The organism is uncultured Roseobacter sp., assembly GCF_947491795.1.
Lineage (GTDB): Bacteria > Pseudomonadota > Alphaproteobacteria > Rhodobacterales > Rhodobacteraceae > Roseobacter.
The window spans coordinates 21,112-42,156 of record NZ_CANLKW010000005.1; the positions used below are offsets into that span (position 1 = coordinate 21,112).

Annotated in this window: 20 protein-coding genes and 2 pseudogenes; 12 read left to right on the plus strand and 10 right to left on the minus strand. The window is 59.4% G+C overall.

Going from position 1 to position 21,045, the window contains the following annotated elements; all coding sequences use genetic code 11:
- Window positions 1–21: 21 nt before the first annotated feature.
- Genes Q1A34_RS18020 through Q1A34_RS18030 form a run of 3 tightly spaced genes read right to left on the minus strand, consistent with a single transcriptional unit; the run spans window position 22 to window position 3,406 of the window.
- A complete protein-coding gene (locus Q1A34_RS18020; RefSeq protein WP_300037641.1) occupies window positions 22–1,515 on the minus strand; it encodes an FGGY-family carbohydrate kinase in 1,494 nt (497 codons plus the stop codon).
- The gene (locus tag Q1A34_RS18025; protein WP_300037644.1) at window positions 1,515–2,609 is read right to left on the minus strand and encodes a M20/M25/M40 family metallo-hydrolase; all 1,095 of its coding nucleotides are present in this window, start codon (window positions 2,607–2,609) and stop codon (window positions 1,515–1,517) included. Before Q1A34_RS18025 ends, Q1A34_RS18020 begins: the two co-directional genes overlap by 1 nt.
- Complete coding sequence (locus tag Q1A34_RS18030; protein ID WP_300037647.1) at window positions 2,606–3,406, minus strand: BtpA/SgcQ family protein; 801 nt, start codon at window positions 3,404–3,406, stop codon at window positions 2,606–2,608. Before Q1A34_RS18030 ends, Q1A34_RS18025 begins: the two co-directional genes overlap by 4 nt.
- 91 nt (window positions 3,407–3,497) lie before the next feature.
- Between Q1A34_RS18030 and Q1A34_RS18035 the strand changes: the two genes are divergently transcribed.
- Both Q1A34_RS18035 and Q1A34_RS18040 read left to right on the plus strand, forming a co-directional pair.
- On the plus strand, window positions 3,498–4,526 hold the full coding sequence (locus Q1A34_RS18035) for an aldo/keto reductase (protein ID WP_300037650.1): 1,029 nt from the start codon (window positions 3,498–3,500) through the stop codon (window positions 4,524–4,526).
- Window positions 4,523–5,365, plus strand: a complete 843-nt coding sequence (locus Q1A34_RS18040) for an amidohydrolase family protein (protein ID WP_300037653.1) — start codon at window positions 4,523–4,525, stop codon at window positions 5,363–5,365. Before Q1A34_RS18035 ends, Q1A34_RS18040 begins: the two co-directional genes overlap by 4 nt.
- Here Q1A34_RS18040 and Q1A34_RS18045 read toward each other — a convergent pair.
- On the minus strand, window positions 5,362–6,195 hold the full coding sequence (locus Q1A34_RS18045) for a PfkB family carbohydrate kinase (protein ID WP_300037656.1): 834 nt from the start codon (window positions 6,193–6,195) through the stop codon (window positions 5,362–5,364). The genes Q1A34_RS18040 and Q1A34_RS18045 overlap by 4 nt on opposite strands.
- Window positions 6,192–7,091 carry a TIM barrel protein gene (locus Q1A34_RS18050; RefSeq protein WP_300037659.1) on the minus strand — a complete coding sequence of 300 codons (900 nt, stop codon included), beginning with the start codon at window positions 7,089–7,091 and terminating at the stop codon, window positions 6,192–6,194. Before Q1A34_RS18050 ends, Q1A34_RS18045 begins: the two co-directional genes overlap by 4 nt.
- 316 nt (window positions 7,092–7,407) lie before the next feature.
- Here Q1A34_RS18050 and Q1A34_RS18055 point away from each other — a divergent pair, with 316 nt between their 5' ends.
- A complete protein-coding gene (locus Q1A34_RS18055) occupies window positions 7,408–8,562 on the plus strand; it encodes an amidohydrolase (RefSeq protein ID WP_300037662.1) in 1,155 nt (384 codons plus the stop codon).
- Entirely contained in the window at window positions 8,555–9,700 is a 1,146-nt protein-coding gene (locus Q1A34_RS18060; RefSeq protein ID WP_300037665.1) for a Xaa-Pro peptidase family protein, read from the plus strand. The genes Q1A34_RS18055 and Q1A34_RS18060 overlap by 8 nt, the downstream gene beginning before the upstream one ends.
- A gap of 183 nt (window positions 9,701–9,883) precedes the next feature.
- Here the strand turns inward: Q1A34_RS18060 and Q1A34_RS22060 are convergent.
- Window positions 9,884–10,270 (minus strand): annotated as a pseudogene (locus Q1A34_RS22060) (hypothetical protein); the annotation flags it as partial.
- Between Q1A34_RS22060 and Q1A34_RS18065 the strand changes: the two are divergent.
- A complete protein-coding gene (locus tag Q1A34_RS18065; protein ID WP_300037668.1) occupies window positions 10,175–10,456 on the plus strand; it encodes a hypothetical protein in 282 nt (93 codons plus the stop codon). The pseudogene Q1A34_RS22060 and the gene Q1A34_RS18065 sit on opposite strands and share 96 nt — an antisense overlap.
- Window positions 10,457–10,654: 198 nt before the next feature.
- Here Q1A34_RS18065 and Q1A34_RS22065 read toward each other — a convergent pair.
- The 3 genes and pseudogenes from Q1A34_RS22065 to Q1A34_RS18080 form a co-directional block, all read right to left on the minus strand.
- Window positions 10,655–11,098: pseudogene (locus Q1A34_RS22065) on the minus strand (ferric reductase-like transmembrane domain-containing protein); the annotation flags it as partial.
- On the minus strand, window positions 11,046–11,555 hold the full coding sequence (locus Q1A34_RS18075; RefSeq protein ID WP_300037674.1) for a LuxR family transcriptional regulator: 510 nt from the start codon (window positions 11,553–11,555) through the stop codon (window positions 11,046–11,048). The gene Q1A34_RS18075 and the pseudogene Q1A34_RS22065, both read right to left, overlap by 53 nt.
- 64 nt (window positions 11,556–11,619) lie before the next feature.
- A complete protein-coding gene (locus tag Q1A34_RS18080; protein WP_300037677.1) occupies window positions 11,620–11,898 on the minus strand; it encodes a PepSY domain-containing protein in 279 nt (92 codons plus the stop codon).
- Between the two features lie 238 nt (window positions 11,899–12,136).
- On the opposite strand from Q1A34_RS18080, the gene Q1A34_RS18085 reads away from it, so the two are divergent.
- Window positions 12,137–13,156 carry a hydroxyacid dehydrogenase gene (locus Q1A34_RS18085; protein ID WP_300037680.1) on the plus strand — a complete coding sequence of 340 codons (1,020 nt, stop codon included), beginning with the start codon at window positions 12,137–12,139 and terminating at the stop codon, window positions 13,154–13,156.
- A gap of 21 nt (window positions 13,157–13,177) precedes the next feature.
- Here the strand turns inward: Q1A34_RS18085 and Q1A34_RS18090 are convergent, their stop codons facing one another.
- Window positions 13,178–14,050 carry a MurR/RpiR family transcriptional regulator gene (locus tag Q1A34_RS18090; RefSeq protein ID WP_300037683.1) on the minus strand — a complete coding sequence of 291 codons (873 nt, stop codon included), beginning with the start codon at window positions 14,048–14,050 and terminating at the stop codon, window positions 13,178–13,180.
- A 118-nt stretch (window positions 14,051–14,168) separates the two neighbouring features.
- Between Q1A34_RS18090 and Q1A34_RS18095 the strand changes: the two genes are divergently transcribed.
- The 6 genes from Q1A34_RS18095 to Q1A34_RS18120 all read left to right on the plus strand — a co-directional run bounded on the left by Q1A34_RS18095 (window position 14,169) and on the right by Q1A34_RS18120 (window position 20,670).
- Window positions 14,169–14,927 (plus strand): N-formylglutamate amidohydrolase, encoded by a 759-nt coding sequence (locus tag Q1A34_RS18095; RefSeq protein ID WP_300037686.1) that lies wholly within the window; start codon window positions 14,169–14,171, stop codon window positions 14,925–14,927.
- A complete protein-coding gene (locus tag Q1A34_RS18100) occupies window positions 14,921–15,442 on the plus strand; it encodes a TRAP transporter small permease subunit (protein ID WP_300037689.1) in 522 nt (173 codons plus the stop codon). Before Q1A34_RS18095 ends, Q1A34_RS18100 begins: the two co-directional genes overlap by 7 nt.
- Window positions 15,442–16,767, plus strand: a complete 1,326-nt coding sequence (locus tag Q1A34_RS18105) for a TRAP transporter large permease subunit (protein WP_300037692.1) — start codon at window positions 15,442–15,444, stop codon at window positions 16,765–16,767. The genes Q1A34_RS18100 and Q1A34_RS18105 overlap by 1 nt, the downstream gene beginning before the upstream one ends.
- 60 nt (window positions 16,768–16,827) lie before the next feature.
- A complete protein-coding gene (locus Q1A34_RS18110) occupies window positions 16,828–17,865 on the plus strand; it encodes a TRAP transporter substrate-binding protein (RefSeq protein ID WP_300037695.1) in 1,038 nt (345 codons plus the stop codon).
- A 69-nt stretch (window positions 17,866–17,934) separates the two neighbouring features.
- Window positions 17,935–19,299 carry a glutamine synthetase family protein gene (locus Q1A34_RS18115; protein WP_300037698.1) on the plus strand — a complete coding sequence of 455 codons (1,365 nt, stop codon included), beginning with the start codon at window positions 17,935–17,937 and terminating at the stop codon, window positions 19,297–19,299.
- A 3-nt stretch (window positions 19,300–19,302) separates the two neighbouring features.
- The gene (locus Q1A34_RS18120; RefSeq protein ID WP_300037702.1) at window positions 19,303–20,670 is read left to right on the plus strand and encodes an aldehyde dehydrogenase family protein; all 1,368 of its coding nucleotides are present in this window, start codon (window positions 19,303–19,305) and stop codon (window positions 20,668–20,670) included.
- Window positions 20,671–21,045: the final 375 nt, after the last annotated feature.

Here is a 21,045-nt window from a genome sequence, read left to right on the forward strand (position 1 = left end):
AGCGACCAGGGCGATCAGGTTCTACAGGGCGCCCAGCTCAGCCGCGATATCCTTTGTCTGCTCGTAAAGGCGCCGGAACAGCGCATATGACTTGTCATATCGCGGATCGCTTTGCGCTGTGACAGATGTCTCGACCGGGTTCCACTTTGCGATGTCGCCGCGTTCCACGAGACCCACAGCTAAAGCGGCCAGAAACGCATTACCATAGCTTGCTCCAGTGGTTTTCTCGCAGACGATCTGGTCGATGCCGGTGATGTCGCTCGTTGCCTGCAGCCAGAGCGCGTTTTTCGTCCCGCCCCCGACGGCAAGCAGGCGTTTGGGCGACTGGCCAAGTTCCGCAAAGGTGTCCGTCACATGCCGCGTGCCACAGGCGATGCCCTCGATCAGCGCGCGGTAGATGTCGCCGCGCGTGTGCGTGAGGTTCAGCCCGAAGATTGCGCCCTTGGCGTTTGGGTCGTGGATCGGCGTACGCTCGCCAGAAAAGTAGGGCAGCATCAGCAGGCCATTGGCACCGGGGGGCGATGCTGCGGCTTCTGCGGCCAGCGCCGGAAAGGCATCGGCAGGGTCCAGATCACGGGCAAGCTGGTCGCGGAACCAGTGGGTCAGCGTACCGGATGTGGCCAGCCCGGCCATCGAGGCATGCTCGCCCTCAAAGAGCCAGGGCGCATACCAGATGCGCGGATCGGCCACGCGTTCTGCCGTGCGCAGGATGATGAAGATTGTCGAGCCGTACATCATCATCATATCGCCGGGCCGGTCCACGCCCACAGAAAACGCCTCGGCTGCGGCGTCGATGGTACCTGCGGTTACGGGCGTGCCGGGCGCAAGGCCGGTTTCAGCCGCCGCCGCTGCGGTGATGTGGCCGGCGATGTCACCCGACCACAACAGGCGCGGCAGCTTGTTCAGATCAAGGATGTCGTCGGCCAGATCGTCCGTCCAGTCCTGTGTCGCCACATCGTAGAGCGGCGAGAAATTAGCGGCCGTGTAGTGGTCGATCACCACCTCGCCCGTCAGCCGCTGAACCAGAAAGCTGGTGGAGGTCAGCACATGTGCCGTCCGCGCGTAGATCTCCGGGCGGTGCCGTTTCAGCCAAAGGATTTTCGGGCCCACCGACTGGGATGTCAGCGCATTGCCGCAGCGCTTGATGACGGTGTCTTCGCCGATCCGGTCGGTGAGCTCTCTGACCTCGGCCTCGGCCCGCCCGTCCACACCATAGAGCACACCGTTCATCAGGGGTTTCCCTGCGGCGTCAACCGGCAGCATACAGGGCCCGATGGCACTGCAGGCGACGGCGACAATGTCGTGCGGATCGGCACGGCTCTGCTCCAGTAGCGCACGGCAGACAAAGACGAAATCCCCCCACCAGTCTTCTTCCGGGCGATGCTCGGCCCAGCCGGGTCTAGGAACCAGCATTTCATGTCTGCGGGCGGCCTGGGCTGTCACGCAGCCCGTTTCATCCACCAGAACACCCTTGGTTTCATAGGTGCCGATATCAATTCCCAAAGTCAGTGGCATCAGGTGTAATCATCCCTGTTGAGCGAAAAGTCAGCGCCAACCCTGCCGAGTGCTGCCGCCAGCAGACGGGTCAGCGCCACCAGGTCATTGAGGTCGCAGACCTCGCGGGCGGAATGCGAATAGCGCATCGGATAACCCGCATCGATACAGGCAACCCCGCCACCCACATGCTGGACATATGACAGATCGGTCAGGATGCCGGTGCGCGCGCTGCGCTGGAGCGGTATCTTTTCTGCGGCGGCCGCCGTCTCCATCAGCTGCACCATGGCCGGATGCGGGATGACACCGTTGAGCGTGCCGCGCCCGTGAAACGAATAGAGACTGATGCCAGGACCGCCGCCCAGTACCATGTCCCCCTGTCCGGCAACGTCCGGTGTGTCCGTGGCGGGCATCAGATCAAGCTGTATGGCGATGTCGGGCAGCAGTTTCTGCGCAAGGGGCAGCGCGCCGCGCAGGTTGAATTCTTCCTGAACGGAAAAGACCAGATGCACGGGCGGCCCGGCGTCGCGGGCATGCAGCAGCCGGGCCATTTCCAGCAGCACAGCACAGCCTGCGCGATCGTCAACACTCGTACCTGTGACTGTGTCGTTCTGCAACCTGTGCGCTGCGGGGCGGTAAACAACGGGGGTGCCGATACGGATGCCGGCCCGATGCGCTTCATCTGCCGAGGCAAAACCGGCATCTGCAAACAGCTCCGCATATTGGGTGACCTGGTACTTTTCGCCCGGCGGCGTCACATGGTGGCTTTTGTGCGCGATAATGCCCTGGATGTCCTGGCCCGGACCGGTACAGAGCAGAACGTCCTGCGCGGGCAGGGCGCGTTCCGGTACGCCGCCCAACCGTTCAAGGCGCAGCAGCCCGTCTGCTTCGATGCGCCTGACGACAAAGCCCAGCTGATCCATATGCGCAAAGAGCATCACCGAGGGGCCGGTGCCCGGGAAGTGCGCGGCAAGGTTCCCAAGGCGGTCCGTTTCGCTCTCAACGCCCGCGTTTCGCAGCTTTTGCGCAATCTCTCTGCGCACGCGGTCCTCATGACCTGCAAGACCAGGCAGGCGCATCAGGTCCAGCAGATCCTGCGTGATCCGCTCTTTCATGACCGGGCCTGCCGCGCTGCTTGCATGAACGCCTGCGCGCGGTCCGGGTCGATGGCGTTCCAGGTGTCGCCGTCGACCTTGAGCGAAGAGCCTACGATGCATCCGTCGGCCACGCGCAGCACATCGGCCACGGTTTCATGCTTTACGCCGGTGTTTGCCATCACAGGCGTATCGGGCAGGACGGCCTTTACGGCCTCCAGATCGGACATCGATGCCGCCTCGCCTGTGATCTGACCGGAGACAAGTACCGCATCCGGCACTGAGGAAAAGACAGCGCTGCGGGCCCTGTCCGGCAGTGGCCGCGCATCAAGAGAATGGGCAAATTCAGCGCTGACGTTATAGAGCATTGCCATGTCCGGGCGCCCCAGCCGGTCGCGGTAGCGCATCGCGCGCCCCGCATCCGGCGTCCATGGCCCCATGTCCGACGCATAGGTGCCGGTAAAAATCTCGCGCACAAATGCGGCACCGGTCGCAGCACCCAGAGCGACGGTGGACATCGGATCCCACAGAACGTTCACGCCGAAAGGGACTGTGATCTCGGGTTTCAAAGCACCGATGATTGCGGCCATGGTCGCGGTCGATGCGGTATCGACGTCAAACTCATAGGGCCGGTCGTTTTCGTTGCCAAACATCACCGCGTCAAAGCCTGCGTCCTGCAGTGCCGTCAGATCCGCACGCGCTGCGCCAAGCAGATCAACGCCAGGATCGAAGAGAGGTGTTCCGGGCAGGGCACCGATATGGATCATGCCGATGACGGGCTTTGTGTCACCAAACACTTTATTGAATTTTATTGTCATTCTCTTCTCCTCTCGCAATCTTATGACTGCCAGCCTGTTCACGTAAAGGCATACTGCGCTAAGCTGTGCAGGCATACAGGGGGAGATCAGAATGACACTGAAGACGCGACACTGGGACAGACTGGGCAACGGCGGGCTGACTTTTACAGAACTTGGCTTTGGGACCGCCCCTCTGGGCAACCTGTACCGGGCAATCTCAGACGAGGATGCGCGTGCAACGCTTGACGCGGCCTGGGACGGTGGCGTGCGGTATTTTGATACAGCGCCGCTTTACGGCCTCGGCCTTTCAGAGACGCGCCTCAACCCTTTCCTGCGGGACAAACCGCGCGATGAATACGTTTTGTCCTCCAAAGTGGGTCGTCTCATTCAGGCCTGTGCCCCGGAGCATCGTTCCGGCGTTGGCAAGTGGTTCGAGGTGCCTCAGCGCCGCGAGCAGTATGACTATACCTACGACGGTGTCATGCGCTCTTTCGAGCATTCTTTTTCCAGGCTGGGCGTGGACCGGATCGACATCCTTTACGTGCACGACCTGTGCATTTTCAGCCACGGCTCCAAAGAAATTTCCGACATGCGTATCGAGGAGTTCTTCGCCGGGCGCGGTTATGACGCGATGATCTCGCTGCGCGATCAGGGGCTGATCCGGGCGATCGGCGGCGGTATCAACGAATGGGAAGTCTGTCAGACCCTTGCGGAACGCGGCGACTTTGATCTCTTTCTGCTGGCGGGGCGCTACACGCTGCTGGAGCAGACGGCGCTCGACAGCTTTCTGCCGCTCTGTGAGGAACGCGGGATCGGGATCGTCTCCGGGGGACCCTATAATTCAGGTATTCTGGCGACCGGCGCGAAACCGGGCGCGTTTTACAATTATGATCCCGCCCCGCAGGAGATCATTGACCGCGTGAACGCTATCGAGGCGGTTTGCAGTGATCACGGGGTCCGACTGGTCGATGCGGCGTTTCAGTTCCCGCTGTTGCATCCCGCACATGTCGCCGTGATCCCCGGTGGGCAGGGCGTCAGTGAAATGCAGGGCAATCTGAAAGCCGCAATGGCAGAGATCCCGGCGGCTCTCTGGGCTGATCTGAAAGAGCAGGGTCTGATGGATGCAAGGGCACCTTCATGAAGATCGACGCGCATCAGCATTTCTGGCAACCGGCCAGGGGTGACTATGACTGGATGCCAAAAGACAACCCAACGCTGAACCGGGCCTATGCGCCTTGTGATCTGGAACAGACACTGGAGCGGCATGGCATCGGCGGCACTGTTCTGGTTCAGGCCGCAGCGACTGTGCAGGAAACCGAATATATGCTGGGCCTTGCGGAAGCCACGCCGTTCATTCGCGGTGTCGTGGGCTGGGTCGATTTTGAGGATTCGGCGCATCAGGGTCATCTTCGGCGGCTGGCGGAGCATCCGAAGTTTCTGGGTGTGCGCCCCATGATCCAGGATATTCCCGACACGGACTGGATGCTGCGGTCTGATATCGCCTGGGCCTGGGACGCGATCTGCGACCTTGATCTCTCCTTTGACGCGCTTGGGTTCCCGCGTCACCTCGGGAACTTTCTGACGCTGCTCGGACGGTATCCGGATATGCGTGTTGTCATCGACCACGCGATGAAACCGCAGATCCGCGACCAGCAGGCGGGGCGGGACGCCTTTTCGGAATGGGCCGACGGGATGTCGCGTCTGGCCGCAGAGACCGGCAGTTTCTGCAAGCTCTCGGGGCTGGTGACAGAGGCGGCGGAGGGGTGGAGCATGGACGATCTGAGACCCTTTGCCGAACATGTTCTGTCAGCCTTTGGACCGGCGCGCGTTATGTGGGGGTCGGACTGGCCCGTCTGCCGGCTGCAGGCGGAGTATGGCAACTGGTATGAGACCGCTCAGGCGCTGACGGCCGATCTGAACGACGCGCAGCGGCTGGACGTGTTCGGTGGCACGGCTGCGCGGTTCTACCGCCTCGACTAGCCTGTCAGAAAGGCGTCCACGGCAGACCGGTTCAGCGTTGAACGCTGGTCTTCGGGGACAGAGATATGCAGGGCAGCCGCGGCCTGGGCAAAGGGTATCGCGTCGGTGATTTCCATGCCCTCAGACACCCGCGCTGCCAGTGCACCGATGAACATATCGCCCGCACCATGTGTCGAGACGACTTCAACGGTTTCAGCCGGCCAGTGCCCGCCCAGAAAGAGCACACCCTCTGCACCGGCAGTTCTGAGCATCTGTGTCCTGATGCCCGCCTTGCTGTAGAATTCCGCCTCGACCCGGTTCACGATCAGCAGATCAATACTTTCGGCCAGCGCGTCGGGCAAAGAGCGCGCGGGAGCCGCATTCAGCCAGACCTGCGCGCCCGCCGCCCGCGCGTTGCGGGCGATCTCCAGATTGGCAGCGTCGGGGATTTCATTCTGCAAAATGACCAGAGACGTGTCCGGCGGCAGCGTGATGCGGTCCGCGTCGATGTTCAGATTGGCCGCAGAGACGATGACGGCCCCGTACTCCCCGTTGGCGTCAACGATTGCGGCACTCATACCGCTGGCACCATCGTCGGTTTGCAGCTGGGACAGATCAATCCCGGATGTCTGCAACGTTTCGCGCAGCATTTCCCCGAACCGGTCCCGGCCCAAACGTCCTGCAAAGTGAACACCGGCGCCCATCCGCGCGGCAGCCAGGGCCTGGTTGCCGCCTTTTCCACCGAAAACATAATTCACCGATGTGCCGGCAACGGTTTCGTCCGTGGCCGGCAGGTGCGGCGCGCGGAGCACCACGTCCAGATGCAGGGATCCGGCAACGAGCAGGCTCACCCCAGCATGGCACCCTGGACAATCCGCATCGCTCGTGGCGCGTCCTGCGCGGCGATTGCATTCTGCAGGTCCGTGTTCCCAACCAGTCTGGCGGCTGTTGCCCGCAGTTTTTGAACGACTTCAATGTTTGTGCGCGCTTCCTCGACAGGGTCGAGGCCGGAGTGATCCGGGAAGGTGTCAAAATAGATGGCCCCGTTGTAGCCGCACCGCTCCAGTTCAACCAGCAGCTCAACCGTCTGAATGGGATGGACAGCGCCGACCATCAGCCCGTTGTCCCATTTGCCGTAGCCGTCATTCAGATGAACACCCAGAATGCGCGAATGCCGTGCGACAAGTGCCGCGGCAAAAGCAGGCATCTCGTCGGCATAAAGAACGTGGGCAAAATCCAGTGTGACACCTGTGTTGGGGCGTGCGATTTCGCGCAGTGCCAGCAGGGTCGTGGCGGCATCAGGCATCAGCGCAAAGGCACGCGGTTCGTTTGGTTTGTACTCCAGTGCAATATCAATACCGGGGTTATGATCCGCGACCTCTGCCATCGCGGCCAGCGTGCGGTCCCAGGCCTGGGCATAGTCCATCTGGAAGGAATAATCGAAACCGTCCTGTCCCATCCAGAGTGTCATGAGATTGCCGCCCATTTCGGCCAGCACATCGAGCCCGCGTTTGGTCTCGTCAATGGCTGCGCGCCGTACGGTGGCGTCCGGATGGGTGAAAGCTCCGAGTTTATAGCCCGGATCGGTGTAGTAGCGCATGGCCACGCCGTTCAGCACCATGCCGTTGTCCTCCAGAACCCGGCTCAGGTGCTCTGGTGTGTCCGCGGCGAAATGATCCGGGTAATTGAGATCAGCCGCGTTCAACCCGGCCGTCGCTGCCCGCGCCAGAAGATCAGCCGTTGTCACGGCGTTTTTTCCGGGCCAGTACGCCGATGCGCCAATCCGGAAAGCATTGAGTCGGGCGGCAAATCGGGGAGGGGAGGGCGTAATCATGACTGCAAGCGTAACAGCAGTGTTGTCAGGGGTGCAATCGCCATACGTGGCCAGCCGGTGTTTATCACCGCCCTGTCCTGTGCGGGCCATTGCCAGGGTCACTGCGTATCTGGCGCATTTGTTCTTTCAGGCCTTGTCCTGAAAAATTCTGAGTCGGAGGTCGTTTTCGTATCTGCCAATACCACCACAGACGTTAGGCTCGGGGGAAACGGAGGGAGACCGCCCGGTTATGGACAAGCACGATCTGATTGCACTGCGGCACGAATTTCACCGGTTTCCGGAAACAGGGTTTTCCGAAACCCGGACCAAAGCCCGGGTGGCAGAAATCCTCAGAGACCTCGGCCTCGAGGTATATGAGGGGGCAGGTGTTGTTGGCCTCTTGCGCCGTGGCGGTGGAAACCGGGCGATTGGCCTGCGCGCCGATATGGATGCGCTGCCGATCACGGAAAAAAGCACGCACGCATATGTGTCGCAACAAAGTGGCGTGATGCATGCCTGTGGGCATGACGGGCATTTGACCATGCTGCTCGGTGCGGCTGCGGCCCTGGCGCAGGATGCCGGGTTTGACGGCACCGTCGTTTTTCTGTTCCAGCCTAACGAAGAACATGGCCTGGGTGCACAGGCGATGATCAGTGAGGGCGTGCTGGAGCGGTTTCCCATCAGCGAGGTCTATGCGATCCACAATCTGCCCGGCGCACCGCTGGGGCATGTGCTCACCCGTCCGGGGCAGATCTGTGCGAGCGAGAGCCTTTTCTCGATCGACATCACCGGTCAGGGCGGCCATGCGTCCATGCCGCACGTGGGCCGGGACGCGATCACCGTCGGGGCGGAAATGGTCCAGGCGCTGCAGACAATCGTGGCGCGGAAACTGCCCCCGGGTGCGGGCGCGGTTGTGTCGGTCACGGAGTTTCTGACCGATGGTCAGCGCAATGTCCTGCCCGGCCATGCCACTCTGAAAGGGGATGTCCGGGCACGCGTGCCAGAGGACCGTATGAAGGTCGCGTCCCTGATAAAACAGATTGCGGGCGGCATTGCTGAAGCGCATGGGGTGTCCGCTTCTGTGAGTTTCGACACTGAATTCATTGAAACGATCAATTCAGAAGAGCCCGTGCAGGCCGTTGTTTGGGCGGCACGGCGCACCGGTCTCGACGTCGACGGCGCGTGCATGCCGATGAGTTTTTCGGAGGATTTCGCCCATTTCTGCGCAGCTGTGCCCGGGTGCTTCCTGTTGATGGGCAACGGCACCGAAGGCGCCTGCGGTCAGCCGCTGCACGCGGATGACTATGATTTCAACGACGATCTGCTGCCCATAGGTGCTGCCTTCTGGGCGCAGCTTGTGCGGGACAGATTACCCGCAACCGAAAAGGGGCCTGAGCATGTTTGAAGAGCGGATGAACGCATTTCGGGACCGCCTTGCGCAGCAGAACATTGATGTGGCGCTGATCACGGATGACGACAATGTCTACTACCTGACCGGTTATTTTGACTATTTGCACATGGAATTCGGGCGCCCCACGATCCTTGTCGTGCACCGGGACGGGCCCAGTCTGCTGATCACCCCATCACTGGATCTCGCAGCGGCAAGGGCTGCGGCGCGGGTGGACCGGATCGCCGCATGGAATGATGGCATGGGGGATGAGTGGCGCGCTGAACTGCCTGCCGCGGTCGCAGGTGCGGACAGTGTCGCCATGGAACCAGCGCACATGCCTCCACCTGTCCGCGCCTTTGTGAACGGGTTGATCCCGCCGGAAAAGATGACAACCGTGACGCCGGTTTTGTCAGACATGCGCATGATCAAATCCAAAGCCGAATTGCAGATGGCCCGGCACGCGGGTCAGGTCGCGAATGCAATGATGTCTGCGGGCCGCGCCGCCATTGCCCCGGGGGTCCCGGAATATGAGGTCGCTCTGGCCATTTCGCAGGCCGGTACACGAAAGGCGGCTGAACTGCTGGCCGCACATTATGCCGAGGCGGATATGTCGCCGAACACGCATTTTCTGCAGATTATGGCCTCTGGTGAAAACATAACCAAAACCCATCACCGCGCCTCTGCCCGGATCATGCAGCACGGCGAACCTGTTTTCCTGTGTTTTTGTGGCATGACCAATTTTCACCGCTTCAAACTGGGCTTTGACCGGACATTCTGGATTGGGGAGGCGGCGGACCCGCGCCAGATCGCGCTTTATGAGGTTGCGGTGGCAAGTCAGCGTGCAGCCCTTGATGCACTGCGCCCGGGTGTGACCGCGGAAGCAGTGCATGCGGCCTATGCCGAGGTCATACAGAGCGCTGGCTTTGATTATCCGTTCCGATGCGGTCGTGCGACGGGCTTCAGTTTTCTGGAAGCGCCCCAGCTTGTGACCGGAGACAAAACCGTGCTGCAGCCCGGGATGGTTCTGGCCGTCGACGGCTCTGTCAGCTCGGACAGTTTCCGTGCTCAGGTCGGCGACAGTGTCATCGTGACCGAAGACGGCTGGGAACCTCTGACGGACCACCCCAAAGCGGTTGCCGAGGTCACGCTGTAAACCAGCGCCTCTCAGGCCGGGGCGCTGTGGTTTTTTTGCGTTGCGGTCAACCGCCCGCTGCCACAGCCAGCGCGCCAGCCGCGCAAATCCGATACCGGTCCGAAACTCGAAGGCTTCAAAATGCATGCCGCGCGCGCAGATACCGGCAGCAGGCAGCGTTCGCAAAAGTGTTCTGCGCATTTCCACCGGCCCGCAGAAAGACAGCTGTGTTCCCGTCCCCAGAGCAGCCATTTCCCGCGCGATGTCACCGGCGTTCAGCCTGCGGCCATGGGAGGTCTCCGTAACCTGAAGCGTCAGGTTGTCTTTCGCGGCAGTCAGCGCCTCCAGCTCTGACAAATGCGGGGCCTCGGTCCGGTCGCGGACACTGTACATCAGCGTCACTGGCTGATCGCCCGGTCTGAGTGCCGCGGCCTGCGCCACAAAGGGCGTGATGCCGATACCGGCCGCGACCCAGACAGCGGGGCGGCGCGCTTTGTGAAGAAAGCGGCCGAAGGGGCCATGGACGTGCACAATCTGACCGGTCGCCACGGCACCGTCCAGCAACTCTGTGAAATCCCCCAGAGCGCGCACTGTGATGCGCAAGGTGCCATCGGGACCGATGGCCGAAAAGGTAAAGGGATGAGCTTCGGGCAAGCCTGCGCCGGTGAAGCGGAAAAGACCGAACTGGCCGGGTCGTGGCTTCAGGGCGCGTGCATCTGGCGTCATGGTGATGGCAAGAGAACCACCTGTCCGCTGGAGCTGTGTGATCCGGTATGATGCAGCCGGTTTCATATGCTCGGGCAGCACTGTGTAAGCCCAGGCCACCGCCCCCAGTGCGCAGAAAACCCCGGTAAACAACCCTGCCGGATCGCCCATCGCAAAGGGCTTGCTGATCAAGGCAAAATGAAGCGACCCGGCGATAAACAGGGCGCCCATCGATTTATGGGTCCATTTCCACAGATGGTATGGAAGAAACGTCATCACGGACAGCAGAACAAGGATCAGCAAGCCATACAGGCTGAGCTCGCCAAGGGTTTCCGCAATGTCGTTCACGACAGAGTTCGGGCTGGTGCCGGGCATATCTGCATCAATGGTGTCATGCAGCAACAGTGCCGCCATTGCGGTCATGCCCGCCCATTTGTGAATGATGTAAACGCGGTCAAGGCCGGCGAAAAGTGTTTCAACGACCGGCAATCGGGTCGCCATGATCTGCCCCCATGCCATCAGGATAAGTGCCAGAAGCCCCAGGTACTGACTGAAAAGCGCAAGCGGGTCGGGCGTGGCGGGCAGTGCAGCGAGTTGCCAGGCGGGCACCAGTGCGGTACCGGCCAGGGCCAGCAATCCGGTAGATTTCATATCTTTGTCCTCAGATTTCTTTGCGCCGGGCGCCGTCGACCAGATCATCACTGAGCAGGTCATCCAGAAAAACGCTCAGCAGTTGCACGCGTCCGGTGACGTCGGCTTTGCGGTAGACGGCGGCGCACTGCGCCTTGATCGTGCCAGGGCGCGTTTCACGGATCTCTGCAATGTCTGAAATGGAAAAGCCTTTGATGGCCAGAATTGCCACATCCTGTTCCGCTGACGTCAGAGACCACTGCCCGAACCGCTGTTCAAGAACATCGGCAAAGGCACCGGAAGCAACCCTGATCTGGTCATTCAGCTGATCATGCCGGCGCAGCATATGACGCAGCTCGTTTCCGGTAAAAATCAGCCCCAGAAAGAGCGCGACAGTCACCAGCGCTTCAATGACGTCGCTTTCCGCAAGTGAGTTGATGGCCTGGGGCCACAGCAGATCCCAGGTGATGTCCATCAGAAAGTATCCGCAGCAAACAGCCTGGAGAGCAAACAAAGACCAGAGAACAGTGGTGCGGGTCATGAAGGCTACCTTTGTCAGACGAGGGCCGCGCGCCAGAACCGAGGGCCTGGCGCACGGGATTTGATCAGTTTTCTTCTGTTTCATCGTCGTCGATGCCCATTTCGATAACAAGTCCGGTCTGCGACGAGACTTCGATTTCGTATTCGACACCGTCCAGCAGAGCCGAAACCTCGATTTCATCATCTTCGGCCTCGACCTCGATAACGCTGTATCCCAGCCCGGTGAGATATGCTGCAACGTCCTCGCCGGTTTTTCCCGCCGCGTCCCCCAGGTTGGTTTGCGCCAGAGCGTAGCCGGGTACGGCGATACAAGCGGTCAGAGCAAGTGATTTGAAAAAAGTCATAGTCAGTCCTTTCAGTATGTGTTGGTCCGCCTTTGTGCGGTTGCCTCCATCTGGCGACCGACGGGGCGTTCCTGAATTGGACAAACGGGTTAATACGCAGGGCCTATGCCAAAGGTTTATGCCGTTTCGCGCAGGTTTTCCCGCGCGGGGTGCCGGAAAACGAGCGGCCATGCCACTGATTTTATCAATCGCGCGTCAATGGGTGTGATGTTGCGCAATTTTTTTCTAGTGTGACCACATGAAACCCATTGTCCTGTCTGCTCCCTTTCCCCGAACGCTTGATCTTATTTTTTCACCTGAAAAGCTGACGCAGCTTCATGAGGCCTATGAGATCATTGAAACCACCGGCGATGATCTTCCCGGACTGCCGGATCAGATGCTGGGACAGGTGCGCTACATCATCGGCCAGCCCGCACTGGATGCAGGGACGCTCGACCGGCTTGTGCGGCTGCGCGCTGTGCTGAATGTTGAATCCAATCTGATCGACAATATGCCTTATGCGCGTATCTTTTCGCGTGGCATTCACGTGCTGACAACGGGGGCTGTTTTTGCCATGCCTGTTGCTGAACTGGGGTTGGGGCTGGCGTTGGATCTGGCACGTGGCATCAGCGGCGCAGATCAGGATTTCCAGCGCGGTCAGGAAAAGTGGGGCGGGGATGGGAATACTGACGCCGTTCTGCTGAGCGGTGCACGGGTTGGCATCATCGGGTACGGCGATCTGGGCCGCGCGCTGCGACGCCTGCTGACTGGATTCGGCTGTCAGATTGATGTCTATGATCCCTGGTTGCCGGACAGGCTTTTGAAGGCGGATGGCGTGCGGCCTGCGACACTTGCCAGTGTCATGTCAGATGCGGAATTCATCTTTGTGGTCGCGGCGGTCACGACGGAAAACCGTCATTTCATAGACAGGGAATTGCTGGCCTCCATGAAACCCGGCGCGCGGATTATCCTTCTCTCCAGGGCGGAGGTTGTGGATTTTGACGCTTTGATTGCTGCGGTGGAAGAAGGGCGCATCAGGGCCGCGAGCGATGTCTTTCCCGAAGAGCCGCCGGCGCCGGATCATCCGGTCCGGTCGCTGAAAGGGTTTCTGAGATCGGCACACCGGGCGGGCGCGATGGATGCGGCCTTTTTTCAGATGGGCGAAATGGTTCTGGAAGATATGTCCCTGATGGACCGTGGTCTGCCACCTCTGTGCTGCAAACGTGCGGAGCCGGAAACCGCGCGTCGGATGCAGTCACGCCCCGTAGATCAGAACTGAACCAAAAACCGGGCCTGATTGTCAGGTAAATTTCCGAAAGAGCTTTGTTTTGTCAAAGATGTCTTCCAGTTCCTGCATACGGTCCCGGGTGCTGTCCCAGTTAAGCGTCTGAACGGCAGAAATCATACTTTCCATCAGCAACATGGTCGTCGCAGCTGAATCCCATGCCGACGGCACGATTATCCGGCTGGTCAGGCAGATGTCCGCAATCCGATGAACGGGCGAGCGCCACTGGTCGGTGAACAGTACAATCCGAGCACCGCGCGCGCGTGCCATCTCGGCCAGTTTCAGCGTGTTGTTCTCGTACCGGCGGACGTCAAAGATCACGAAAACATCGCCTTCGGAGGCGTTCAGCAGGTAATGCGGCCATGTGTTCGACGTGGACTGAACATGGGTCAGGTTTGGGCGGATCACCTGCATATGCATAAAGAGGTATTCTGCCAGGGTATGGGTGATCCGTCCGCCTGCAATATAAAGATGACGGTCCTGATCTGCGACCAGTGCACAGGCCTCATCAAAAGCGACCGGATCGATATGCGATAATGTATTGCGGATATTGTCGATCACGGCGTCTGTGAAACGGTTCAGAATATGTTCCGACGGAGCCGCCCCCGCCCAGGTTTCATGCTTGGCAATCGGGCCCTTGGCCGCAGCACCAAGCTCGTCCCGCAGATCAGCCTGAAAATCGGGATAGCCCTTGTACCCGAGCTTTTGCACCATCCGCGCAACGGTCGGCACGGAGACATTGGCCCCCTTGGCCAGCGCGGTGAGCGGGCCGAGCCCGGATGCGGGGTAGTTTTCCAGGATGGACAGAGCAAGCTGGCGCTCTGCCCGCGTCAGATCATCCAGCCGTTCCTGAATGCGGTCCGATATCGTCTGGTTTTGGTCGGCCATCAGCAACGCCTTTTTCGCGGGCAAAAATATATCAGCGCGAACCAGCGTGTGATAAATTTTTCACAATTGTGTTGACAGAGCGCCGTCATGGCAAGAGTTTTCATCTGTGGGAGCGTGAATGAATCATCCTGAAAACACTTCAAACACCGCGCGCGTTGAGGTTCTGAACCGTCATGCGGCGTCTCAGGTTGTGGTCATTTGTGAGCACGCCAGCGCGTTTATTCCGCCTGAATTCAAAGATTTGGGTCTCGCACCGGATGCGCTGGAAGGCCATGTCGTCTGGGATCCGGGCGCGAAACCTGTCGCTGAAAAGATGGCCGAACATCTGGATGCGGTGCTTGTTGCTGCCGGAGTGTCACGGCTTGTCTATGACTGTAACCGCCCGCCGGAGGCTGAGGATGCGATGCCGGCGAGGAGCGAACTTGTCGAGGTTCCGGGCAACCAAAACCTGACGGTCCTGGAAAAAGCCCGCCGTGTTTCCGCGTGGTATGAACCCTTCCGAGACGCTGTGTCCGCGGTTCTTTCTGCGAAAACGGCCCCGGTTATCGTGACGGTTCACAGCTTTACACCGGTCTACCATGGCCGGACACGCGACGTGGAAATCGGTGTGCTGCACGACCAGGACACCCGGCTAGCCGATGTCCTGCTTGCACAGCCGCCCGCATCCTATGACGTCCGGCGGAATGATCCCTACGGTCCACAGGATGGCGTGACCCACACGCTCAGAGAACACGCTTTGCCGCGCGGGTGCCCGAATGTGATGCTGGAAGTGCGCAATGATCTGATCGCGGATGCGAAAGCGCAGGCCAGGATGGCAACTTTGCTTGCTGACTGGGTGTCGGGCGCGGTCTCAGCTGTTCAGGCGGATGCATGCTAGGGCTGGCGCGCAGATACATCAGGGCCGTGGACGCCCTGAACTACCGCATCGGTCGGGTCGTGATGTACGGCATCTTTATTATGATGGCCATTCTGCTGTGGTCTTCAGTGTCCAAAACGTTTTTTGTCCCGTCCCTCTGGACGCTGGAAATGGCGCAGTTCGCAATGGTTGCCTATTACATGCTGGGTGGGCCCTATTCGATCCAGATGGGCTCCAATGTGCGGATGGATCTGCTTTATGGCGAATGGTCTGACCGGAAAAAAGCGCAGATCGATGCCATGACCGTGATGTTTCTGATCGTTTATCTGGTGTTTCTGCTCTGGGGCGGCTGGGAAAGCTTTCAGTACTCGATCAGCTATGGGGGCGAACGCAGCCCGTCTGTCTGGCGGCCCTATCTCTGGCCGATAAAGGCGATCATGCTGGTGGGGATTTTTCTGATGCTGTTGCAGGCGGTGTCTGAATTGCTCAAGGACATCCTCCGGCTCCGCGGCCATGACATGGGGGTCAAACTCTGATGTCTTATGAGGCCATTGCCATTCTGATGTTCTCGTCAATGATGCTGATGCTCCTGACCGGTCAGCGTGTTTTCGGGGCCATCGGCTTTGTCGCCGTTGTGTCGGCCTTTTTGCTCTGGGGTGACCGGGGCGGGTACGATCTGGGCTTTGCGGCGGCCATCAAACTGATGAAATGGTACCCGCTGCTGACCCTGCCGATGTTCATTTTCATGGGGTACATCCTGTCGGAGTCGAAAATCGCCGACGATCTTTATCGCATGTTCCATGTTTGGATGGGCGGTCTGTCCGGGGGGCTGGCTGTGGGGACGATCGGGCTGATGGTGCTGGTCTCTGCCATGAACGGGCTCAGCGTGGCGGGTATGGCGATCGGTGCCACGATTGCACTGCCAGAGCTTCTGAGGCGGGGATACGACAAACTGATGGTCACCGGCGTGATCCAGGCCGGGTCATCTCTGGGCATTCTGGTACCGCCATCAGTTGTTCTGGTTCTTTATGCCATGATTGCCCGCCAGCCTGTGGGGCAACTGTGGCTTGCAGGTGTGCTGCCCGGTCTGATGATGGCCGCCATGTTTGTCATCTATATCGTGATCAGATGCCGTATGAATCCATCCCTTGGCCCGGTTCTGCCGGCAGAGGAACGCGACATTCCCACACGAGAGAAAATCCGCCTGCTGGGTGCCGGGCTGCTGCCGCTTTTCATCTTTTTTGCGATGATGGTTCCCTTTGTAAATGGCTGGACCTCGCTGGTGGAAAGCTCTGCCATCGGGGCCATTGCTGCCTTTGTTGCGGCCGTCGCCAAGGGGCGCATGACCCGTGAGGTGTTTGAAACTTCTGTGCGCCGGACGCTGGGAATTTCCTGCATGTTCATGTGGATCATTCTGGCGGCATTGGCGTTTGGCTCGGTTTTTGACGGGCTGGGTGCGGTAAAGGCCATTGAGAGCCTCTTTACTGAACGCCTGGGCCTCAGCCCCTGGATGATCCTGATCCTGATGCAGCTCAGCTTTATTCTGATGGGTACATTCCTTGACGACACCGCGATGCTTGTCATCGTTGCACCCCTTTATGTTCCGCTGGTCGGTGCCCTTGGTTTTGACCTGATCTGGTACGGCGTGCTGTATACGATCACCACGCAGATTGCCTATATGACACCGCCTTTCGGCTATAACCTGTTTCTCATGCGGGCGATGGCCCCGCCCGAAATTACCCTGCGCGACATCTATGCCTCTATCCTGCCGTTTGTGCTGGTGATGGTGGCGGCGCTGGCGCTGATTATGGCTTTTCCGGAAATCGCCCTCTGGCTGCCCGGGTATGTCTACGGAAATTAACCACAACGAGACCCCGGACACGGGGCAATGAATGCGAGCATTAACAGAGAGGAAATCAACATGACCACTAGACGTAAGTTTCTGACCACCGCCGGTATTGGCGGCGCTGCTGCCCTGGCAAGCCCATCCATTGTGAAAGCCCAGACGGCGATCAAATGGCGTTTTCAGACCTATGCCGGTGCTGCTCTGGGAGAGCACGTAACCAAACCGGTGATCGACTACATCAACGCAAACGCCAACGGCGAGCTTGAGGTGGAACTGTTTTACGCTGACCAGATCGTGCCAACAGGGGAGCTTTTCCAGGCGCTCCAGCGTGGCACGATCGACGGCGTTCATTCTGATGACGACTCTATGGCGTCACCCACACCGCTGCGCCAGTTCGGCGGCTACTTCCCCTTTGCGACCAAGCATATTCTCGACGTGCCTGTACTCTTTAACCAGTACGGCCTGAAGGAAATCTGGGAAGAAGAATACGCCAAAGTGGGTGTTAAATGGCTGTCTGCCGCCGGGCAAGACCCATGTAACTTCAACACCAAAAAGGAAATCACAAGTGTTGCAGATCTGGACGGGCTGAAGCTCTACACCTTCCCGACCGCCGGGCGGTTCCTGGCTCAGTTCGGTGTTGTGCCGGTGAACATTCCCTATGAGGATGCCGAGGTCGCCGTACAGACGGGCGAACTTGACGGCATGGCCTGGTCTGGGATCACCGAGGATTACACCGTCGGCTGGGCGGATGTGACCGACTACTTCCTGACAAACAACATCTCTGGTGCCTGGATCGGTTCGTGGTTTGTGAACGAGGAACGCTGGGCGGAACTGCCGGACCATCTCAAGTCGGTCGTCATGGCGGGAACCGAAGCGGGCCACACCTATCGCAACCAGTGGTACTGGGGCGGTGAGGCCGCACTGCGCGCAAACGGCGAGAAACTGGCTCTGCGCTCTGTGCCAGCAGGAGAGTGGGCCGAGGTTGAAAACGCTGCCAAGGAATTCTGGGAAGAAGTCGCCCAGGAAGGCGAGGTACATCAGAAGATCGTCAACATCTTCAAGGAGTACAACAGCGTGATCAATCAGGCGGGTGTTCCTTACAACTTCGAGTAAACCCGATACTGCACACAACAGGCGTCCCCGGTTTCCGGGGGCGCTTCACGTTCTGAGAGGAGCCCGGACATGCCAGCCAATCTGACATTTGAAGATCTGAAAAAAGCCGTAAAGAACGGCACCATCGATACGGTACTGGCCTGCTTTCCGGACATGCAGGGCCGGCTGATGGGCAAACGGTTCCACGCGGTGAACTTTGTGGAAAGTTCCTTTGAGGAGACGCACTGCTGCAACTACCTGCTGGCGACGGATCTGGAGATGGCAACGCCGGACGGCTACGCCGCATCAAGCTGGGAAAAGGGCTATGGTGACTACATCATGGCGCCAGATCTGAAAACGCTCCGGATACTGCCCTGGCTTGAGGGCACGGCCATGGTGCTTTGCGATATCCTCGATCATCATACCCACAAACCGGTGCCGCATGCGCCGCGCCAGATGCTCAAAACCCAGATCGCCCGGCTGAAAGAGCTTGGGTTCGATGCGATGATGGCCACTGAACTCGAATTTTTTCTGTTTGAGGGTTCTTTTGACAATATCCGCAAATCGGGCTTCCGGGATCTGACACCGATCAGCGGCTACAACGAAGACTACGCCATTCTGCAGACAACCAAGGAAGAGGGTGTGATGCGACCGATCCGCAACCATCTTTTTGGTGCGGGTCTGCCGGTTGAGAACTCGAAAGGCGAGGCAGAAACCGGACAGGAGGAGCTGAACATCCGCTACGCAGATGCGCTGGACTGCGCCGATCATCACACGATCGCAAAAAACGGGATCAAAGAGATCGCCTGGCAACACGGGCACGCCGCGACCTTTCTGCCAAAGTGGCACCACGACAAGGTTGGCTCTTCGTCACATGTGCATCAGTCGCTCTGGCAGGACGGCAAACCTGTGTTCTTTGATGCGGATGCGGAACTGGGCATGTCCGATGTGATGCGCCACTACATGGCTGGCCTCATTGCCTTTGCGCCGGATTATACCTTTTTCCTGGCGCCCTATATCAACAGCTACAAACGCTTTGCCAAAGGGACATTTGCCCCGACCAAAACGGTCTGGTCGGTTGACAACCGGACCGCGGGCTTCCGTCTGTGTGGTGACGGAACCAAAGGCGTGCGGGTAGAGTGCCGCATCGGTGGCTCGGATCTGAACCCATACCTTGCCCAGGCGGCCATGCTCGCCGCCGGTATCCGCGGCATAACAGAAAAGATGGACCTGGCCCCACCGACGCGCGGCGATGTCTATGAGGATGCGAAAGCCCAGGACATTCCGCAAACGCTGCGCGACGCGACACAGACGCTGCGCAGTTCCGCTTTCCTGCGTGAGGCAATGGGCGATGATGTGATTGACCACTATACCCGCTGTGCAGAATGGGAGCAGGAAGAATTTGACCGGGTGGTCACTGACTGGGAAGTCGCGCGCGGCTTTGAAAGGGCCTGATACATGATACGCTGTATATCTCCTGTCGACGGCTCTGTTTTTGCGGAACGGCCAACCCTTTCCCTCTCGGAAGCACAGACAGTCGTTGCTGATGCCAAAGCGGCGCAGGTTGCATGGGCCGCACGCCCGCTGCGTGAACGCATTGCCCTCGTACAGGATGCCGTCGCCCGCACAGGCGCCATGAACGACGAGATTGTGCCCGAGTTGGCCTGGCAGATGGGCCGCCCTGTACGTTTTGGCGGAGAGTTTGGCGGTTTCAGCGAACGTGCGACGTATATGGCACAGATCGCCGAGGACGCTCTGGCAGATATTGTGATTGAGGACAGTGCGGCCTTTCGCCGGGTCATCAAACGTGTTCCCCATGGTGTGATCCTGGTCGTGGCACCCTGGAACTACCCCTATATGACAGCGATAAACACGATTGCACCGGCACTGATCGCGGGCAACAGCGTGGTGCTCAAGCATGCAAGCCAGACCCCGCTTGTCGGGGAAAGGCTGGCTGCGGCATTCCACGCAGCCGGCGTACCAAAGGCGGTGTTCTGCAATGTCTTCCTTGATCATCCGGTCACGTCCGCGCTGATCGCAGAAAGGTCCTTTGGGTTTGTGAATTTCACGGGGTCGGTCGGGGGAGGGCAGGCCATTGAACAGGCCGCGGCGGGCACGTTTACGGGTGTCGGCCTCGAACTGGGCGGCAAAGATCCGGGCTATGTCTGCGATGATGCTGATCTTGATGCTGCGGCTGAAACACTGATCGATGGTGCAATGTTCAACTCCGGCCAGTGTTGCTGCGGTATTGAGCGGATTTATGTCGCCGAACAGCACTTTGACGCCTTTGTGGAAAGGGCGGTTTCGATTGTTCAGGGGTATCGCCTCGGCAACCCGCTGGATCCTGAGACCACGATTGGTCCGATGGCACACCGGCGTTTTGCGGATGAAGTGCGGGCTCAGACGGCCGAGGCCGTTGCGGACGGTGCAACAGCGCATATCAGCACATTTCCCGAGGATGATGGCGGCGCGTATCTGACCCCCCAGATCCTTACGAACGTGACGCACGACATGCGGATCATGCAGGAGGAAAGCTTTGGACCGGTTGTCGGCATCATGCCGGTGACGGGCGATGACGAAGCGATACAGCTGATGAACGACAGCCGTTATGGACTGACCGCTTCGGTCTGGACCCGGGATGTTCAGCGGGCCGGGGCGATTGCAGACCAGATAGACACCGGCACAGTTTTCATGAACCGGGCGGACTATCTTGATCCCGGGTTGTGCTGGACCGGCTGCAAGGACACAGGGCGCGGCGGAGGGCTTTCGGCAATCGGGTTTCACAACCTGACACGGCCAAAATCATACCATCTGAAGCTTGCGTGAGATCTGTCCGGACTGGCTGCAGCATAAGAAAGCCCGGACAGTGCCGAGGCGGACGCGCCATGGCTCTGGCGGAAAACCGGACAAGGACAAAACGGTTGGGGCTGATTGTCCTTTTGGTTTCGCGTGCCCTTGGTGCTGACTTTTTAGCAGCCTGTTCCGCAATCGGTAGCGCTCAAGACCAGCGGTGCCTTTGCCGTTGCTGGGGCACGACATTCCCCGGACCAAAGGCAACGGGGCGAATACTCATGAAAACAAAGCTTCTGGTTTGCGCTCATCAGAGATTTCAGCCTGCGTGTCTGACAATACGCTTTGCTCTGACGCCGTCTGGATGGAGAAGGTGGCCCAGGCAAACATGCGACCTGTTGCGCTGACGTC

Coding starts and splice junctions, on each gene's coding strand:
- Q1A34_RS18020 (WP_300037641.1), bottom strand. CDS start 1,515: ATGCCACTGACTTTGGGAATTGATATCGGCACCTATGAAACCAAGGGT.
- Q1A34_RS18025 (WP_300037644.1), bottom strand. CDS start 2,609: ATGAAAGAGCGGATCACGCAGGATCTGCTGGACCTGATGCGCCTGCCT.
- Q1A34_RS18030 (WP_300037647.1), bottom strand. CDS start 3,406: ATGACAATAAAATTCAATAAAGTGTTTGGTGACACAAAGCCCGTCATC.
- Q1A34_RS18035 (WP_300037650.1), top strand. CDS start 3,498: ATGACACTGAAGACGCGACACTGGGACAGACTGGGCAACGGCGGGCTG.
- Q1A34_RS18040 (WP_300037653.1), top strand. CDS start 4,523: ATGAAGATCGACGCGCATCAGCATTTCTGGCAACCGGCCAGGGGTGAC.
- Q1A34_RS18055 (WP_300037662.1), top strand. CDS start 7,408: ATGGACAAGCACGATCTGATTGCACTGCGGCACGAATTTCACCGGTTT.
- Q1A34_RS18060 (WP_300037665.1), top strand. CDS start 8,555: ATGTTTGAAGAGCGGATGAACGCATTTCGGGACCGCCTTGCGCAGCAG.
- Q1A34_RS18075 (WP_300037674.1), bottom strand. CDS start 11,555: ATGACCCGCACCACTGTTCTCTGGTCTTTGTTTGCTCTCCAGGCTGTT.
- Q1A34_RS18080 (WP_300037677.1), bottom strand. CDS start 11,898: ATGACTTTTTTCAAATCACTTGCTCTGACCGCTTGTATCGCCGTACCC.
- Q1A34_RS18085 (WP_300037680.1), top strand. CDS start 12,137: ATGAAACCCATTGTCCTGTCTGCTCCCTTTCCCCGAACGCTTGATCTT.
- Q1A34_RS18090 (WP_300037683.1), bottom strand. CDS start 14,050: ATGGCCGACCAAAACCAGACGATATCGGACCGCATTCAGGAACGGCTG.
- Q1A34_RS18095 (WP_300037686.1), top strand. CDS start 14,169: ATGAATCATCCTGAAAACACTTCAAACACCGCGCGCGTTGAGGTTCTG.
- Q1A34_RS18100 (WP_300037689.1), top strand. CDS start 14,921: ATGCTAGGGCTGGCGCGCAGATACATCAGGGCCGTGGACGCCCTGAAC.
- Q1A34_RS18105 (WP_300037692.1), top strand. CDS start 15,442: ATGTCTTATGAGGCCATTGCCATTCTGATGTTCTCGTCAATGATGCTG.
- Q1A34_RS18110 (WP_300037695.1), top strand. CDS start 16,828: ATGACCACTAGACGTAAGTTTCTGACCACCGCCGGTATTGGCGGCGCT.
- Q1A34_RS18115 (WP_300037698.1), top strand. CDS start 17,935: ATGCCAGCCAATCTGACATTTGAAGATCTGAAAAAAGCCGTAAAGAAC.
- Q1A34_RS18120 (WP_300037702.1), top strand. CDS start 19,303: ATGATACGCTGTATATCTCCTGTCGACGGCTCTGTTTTTGCGGAACGG.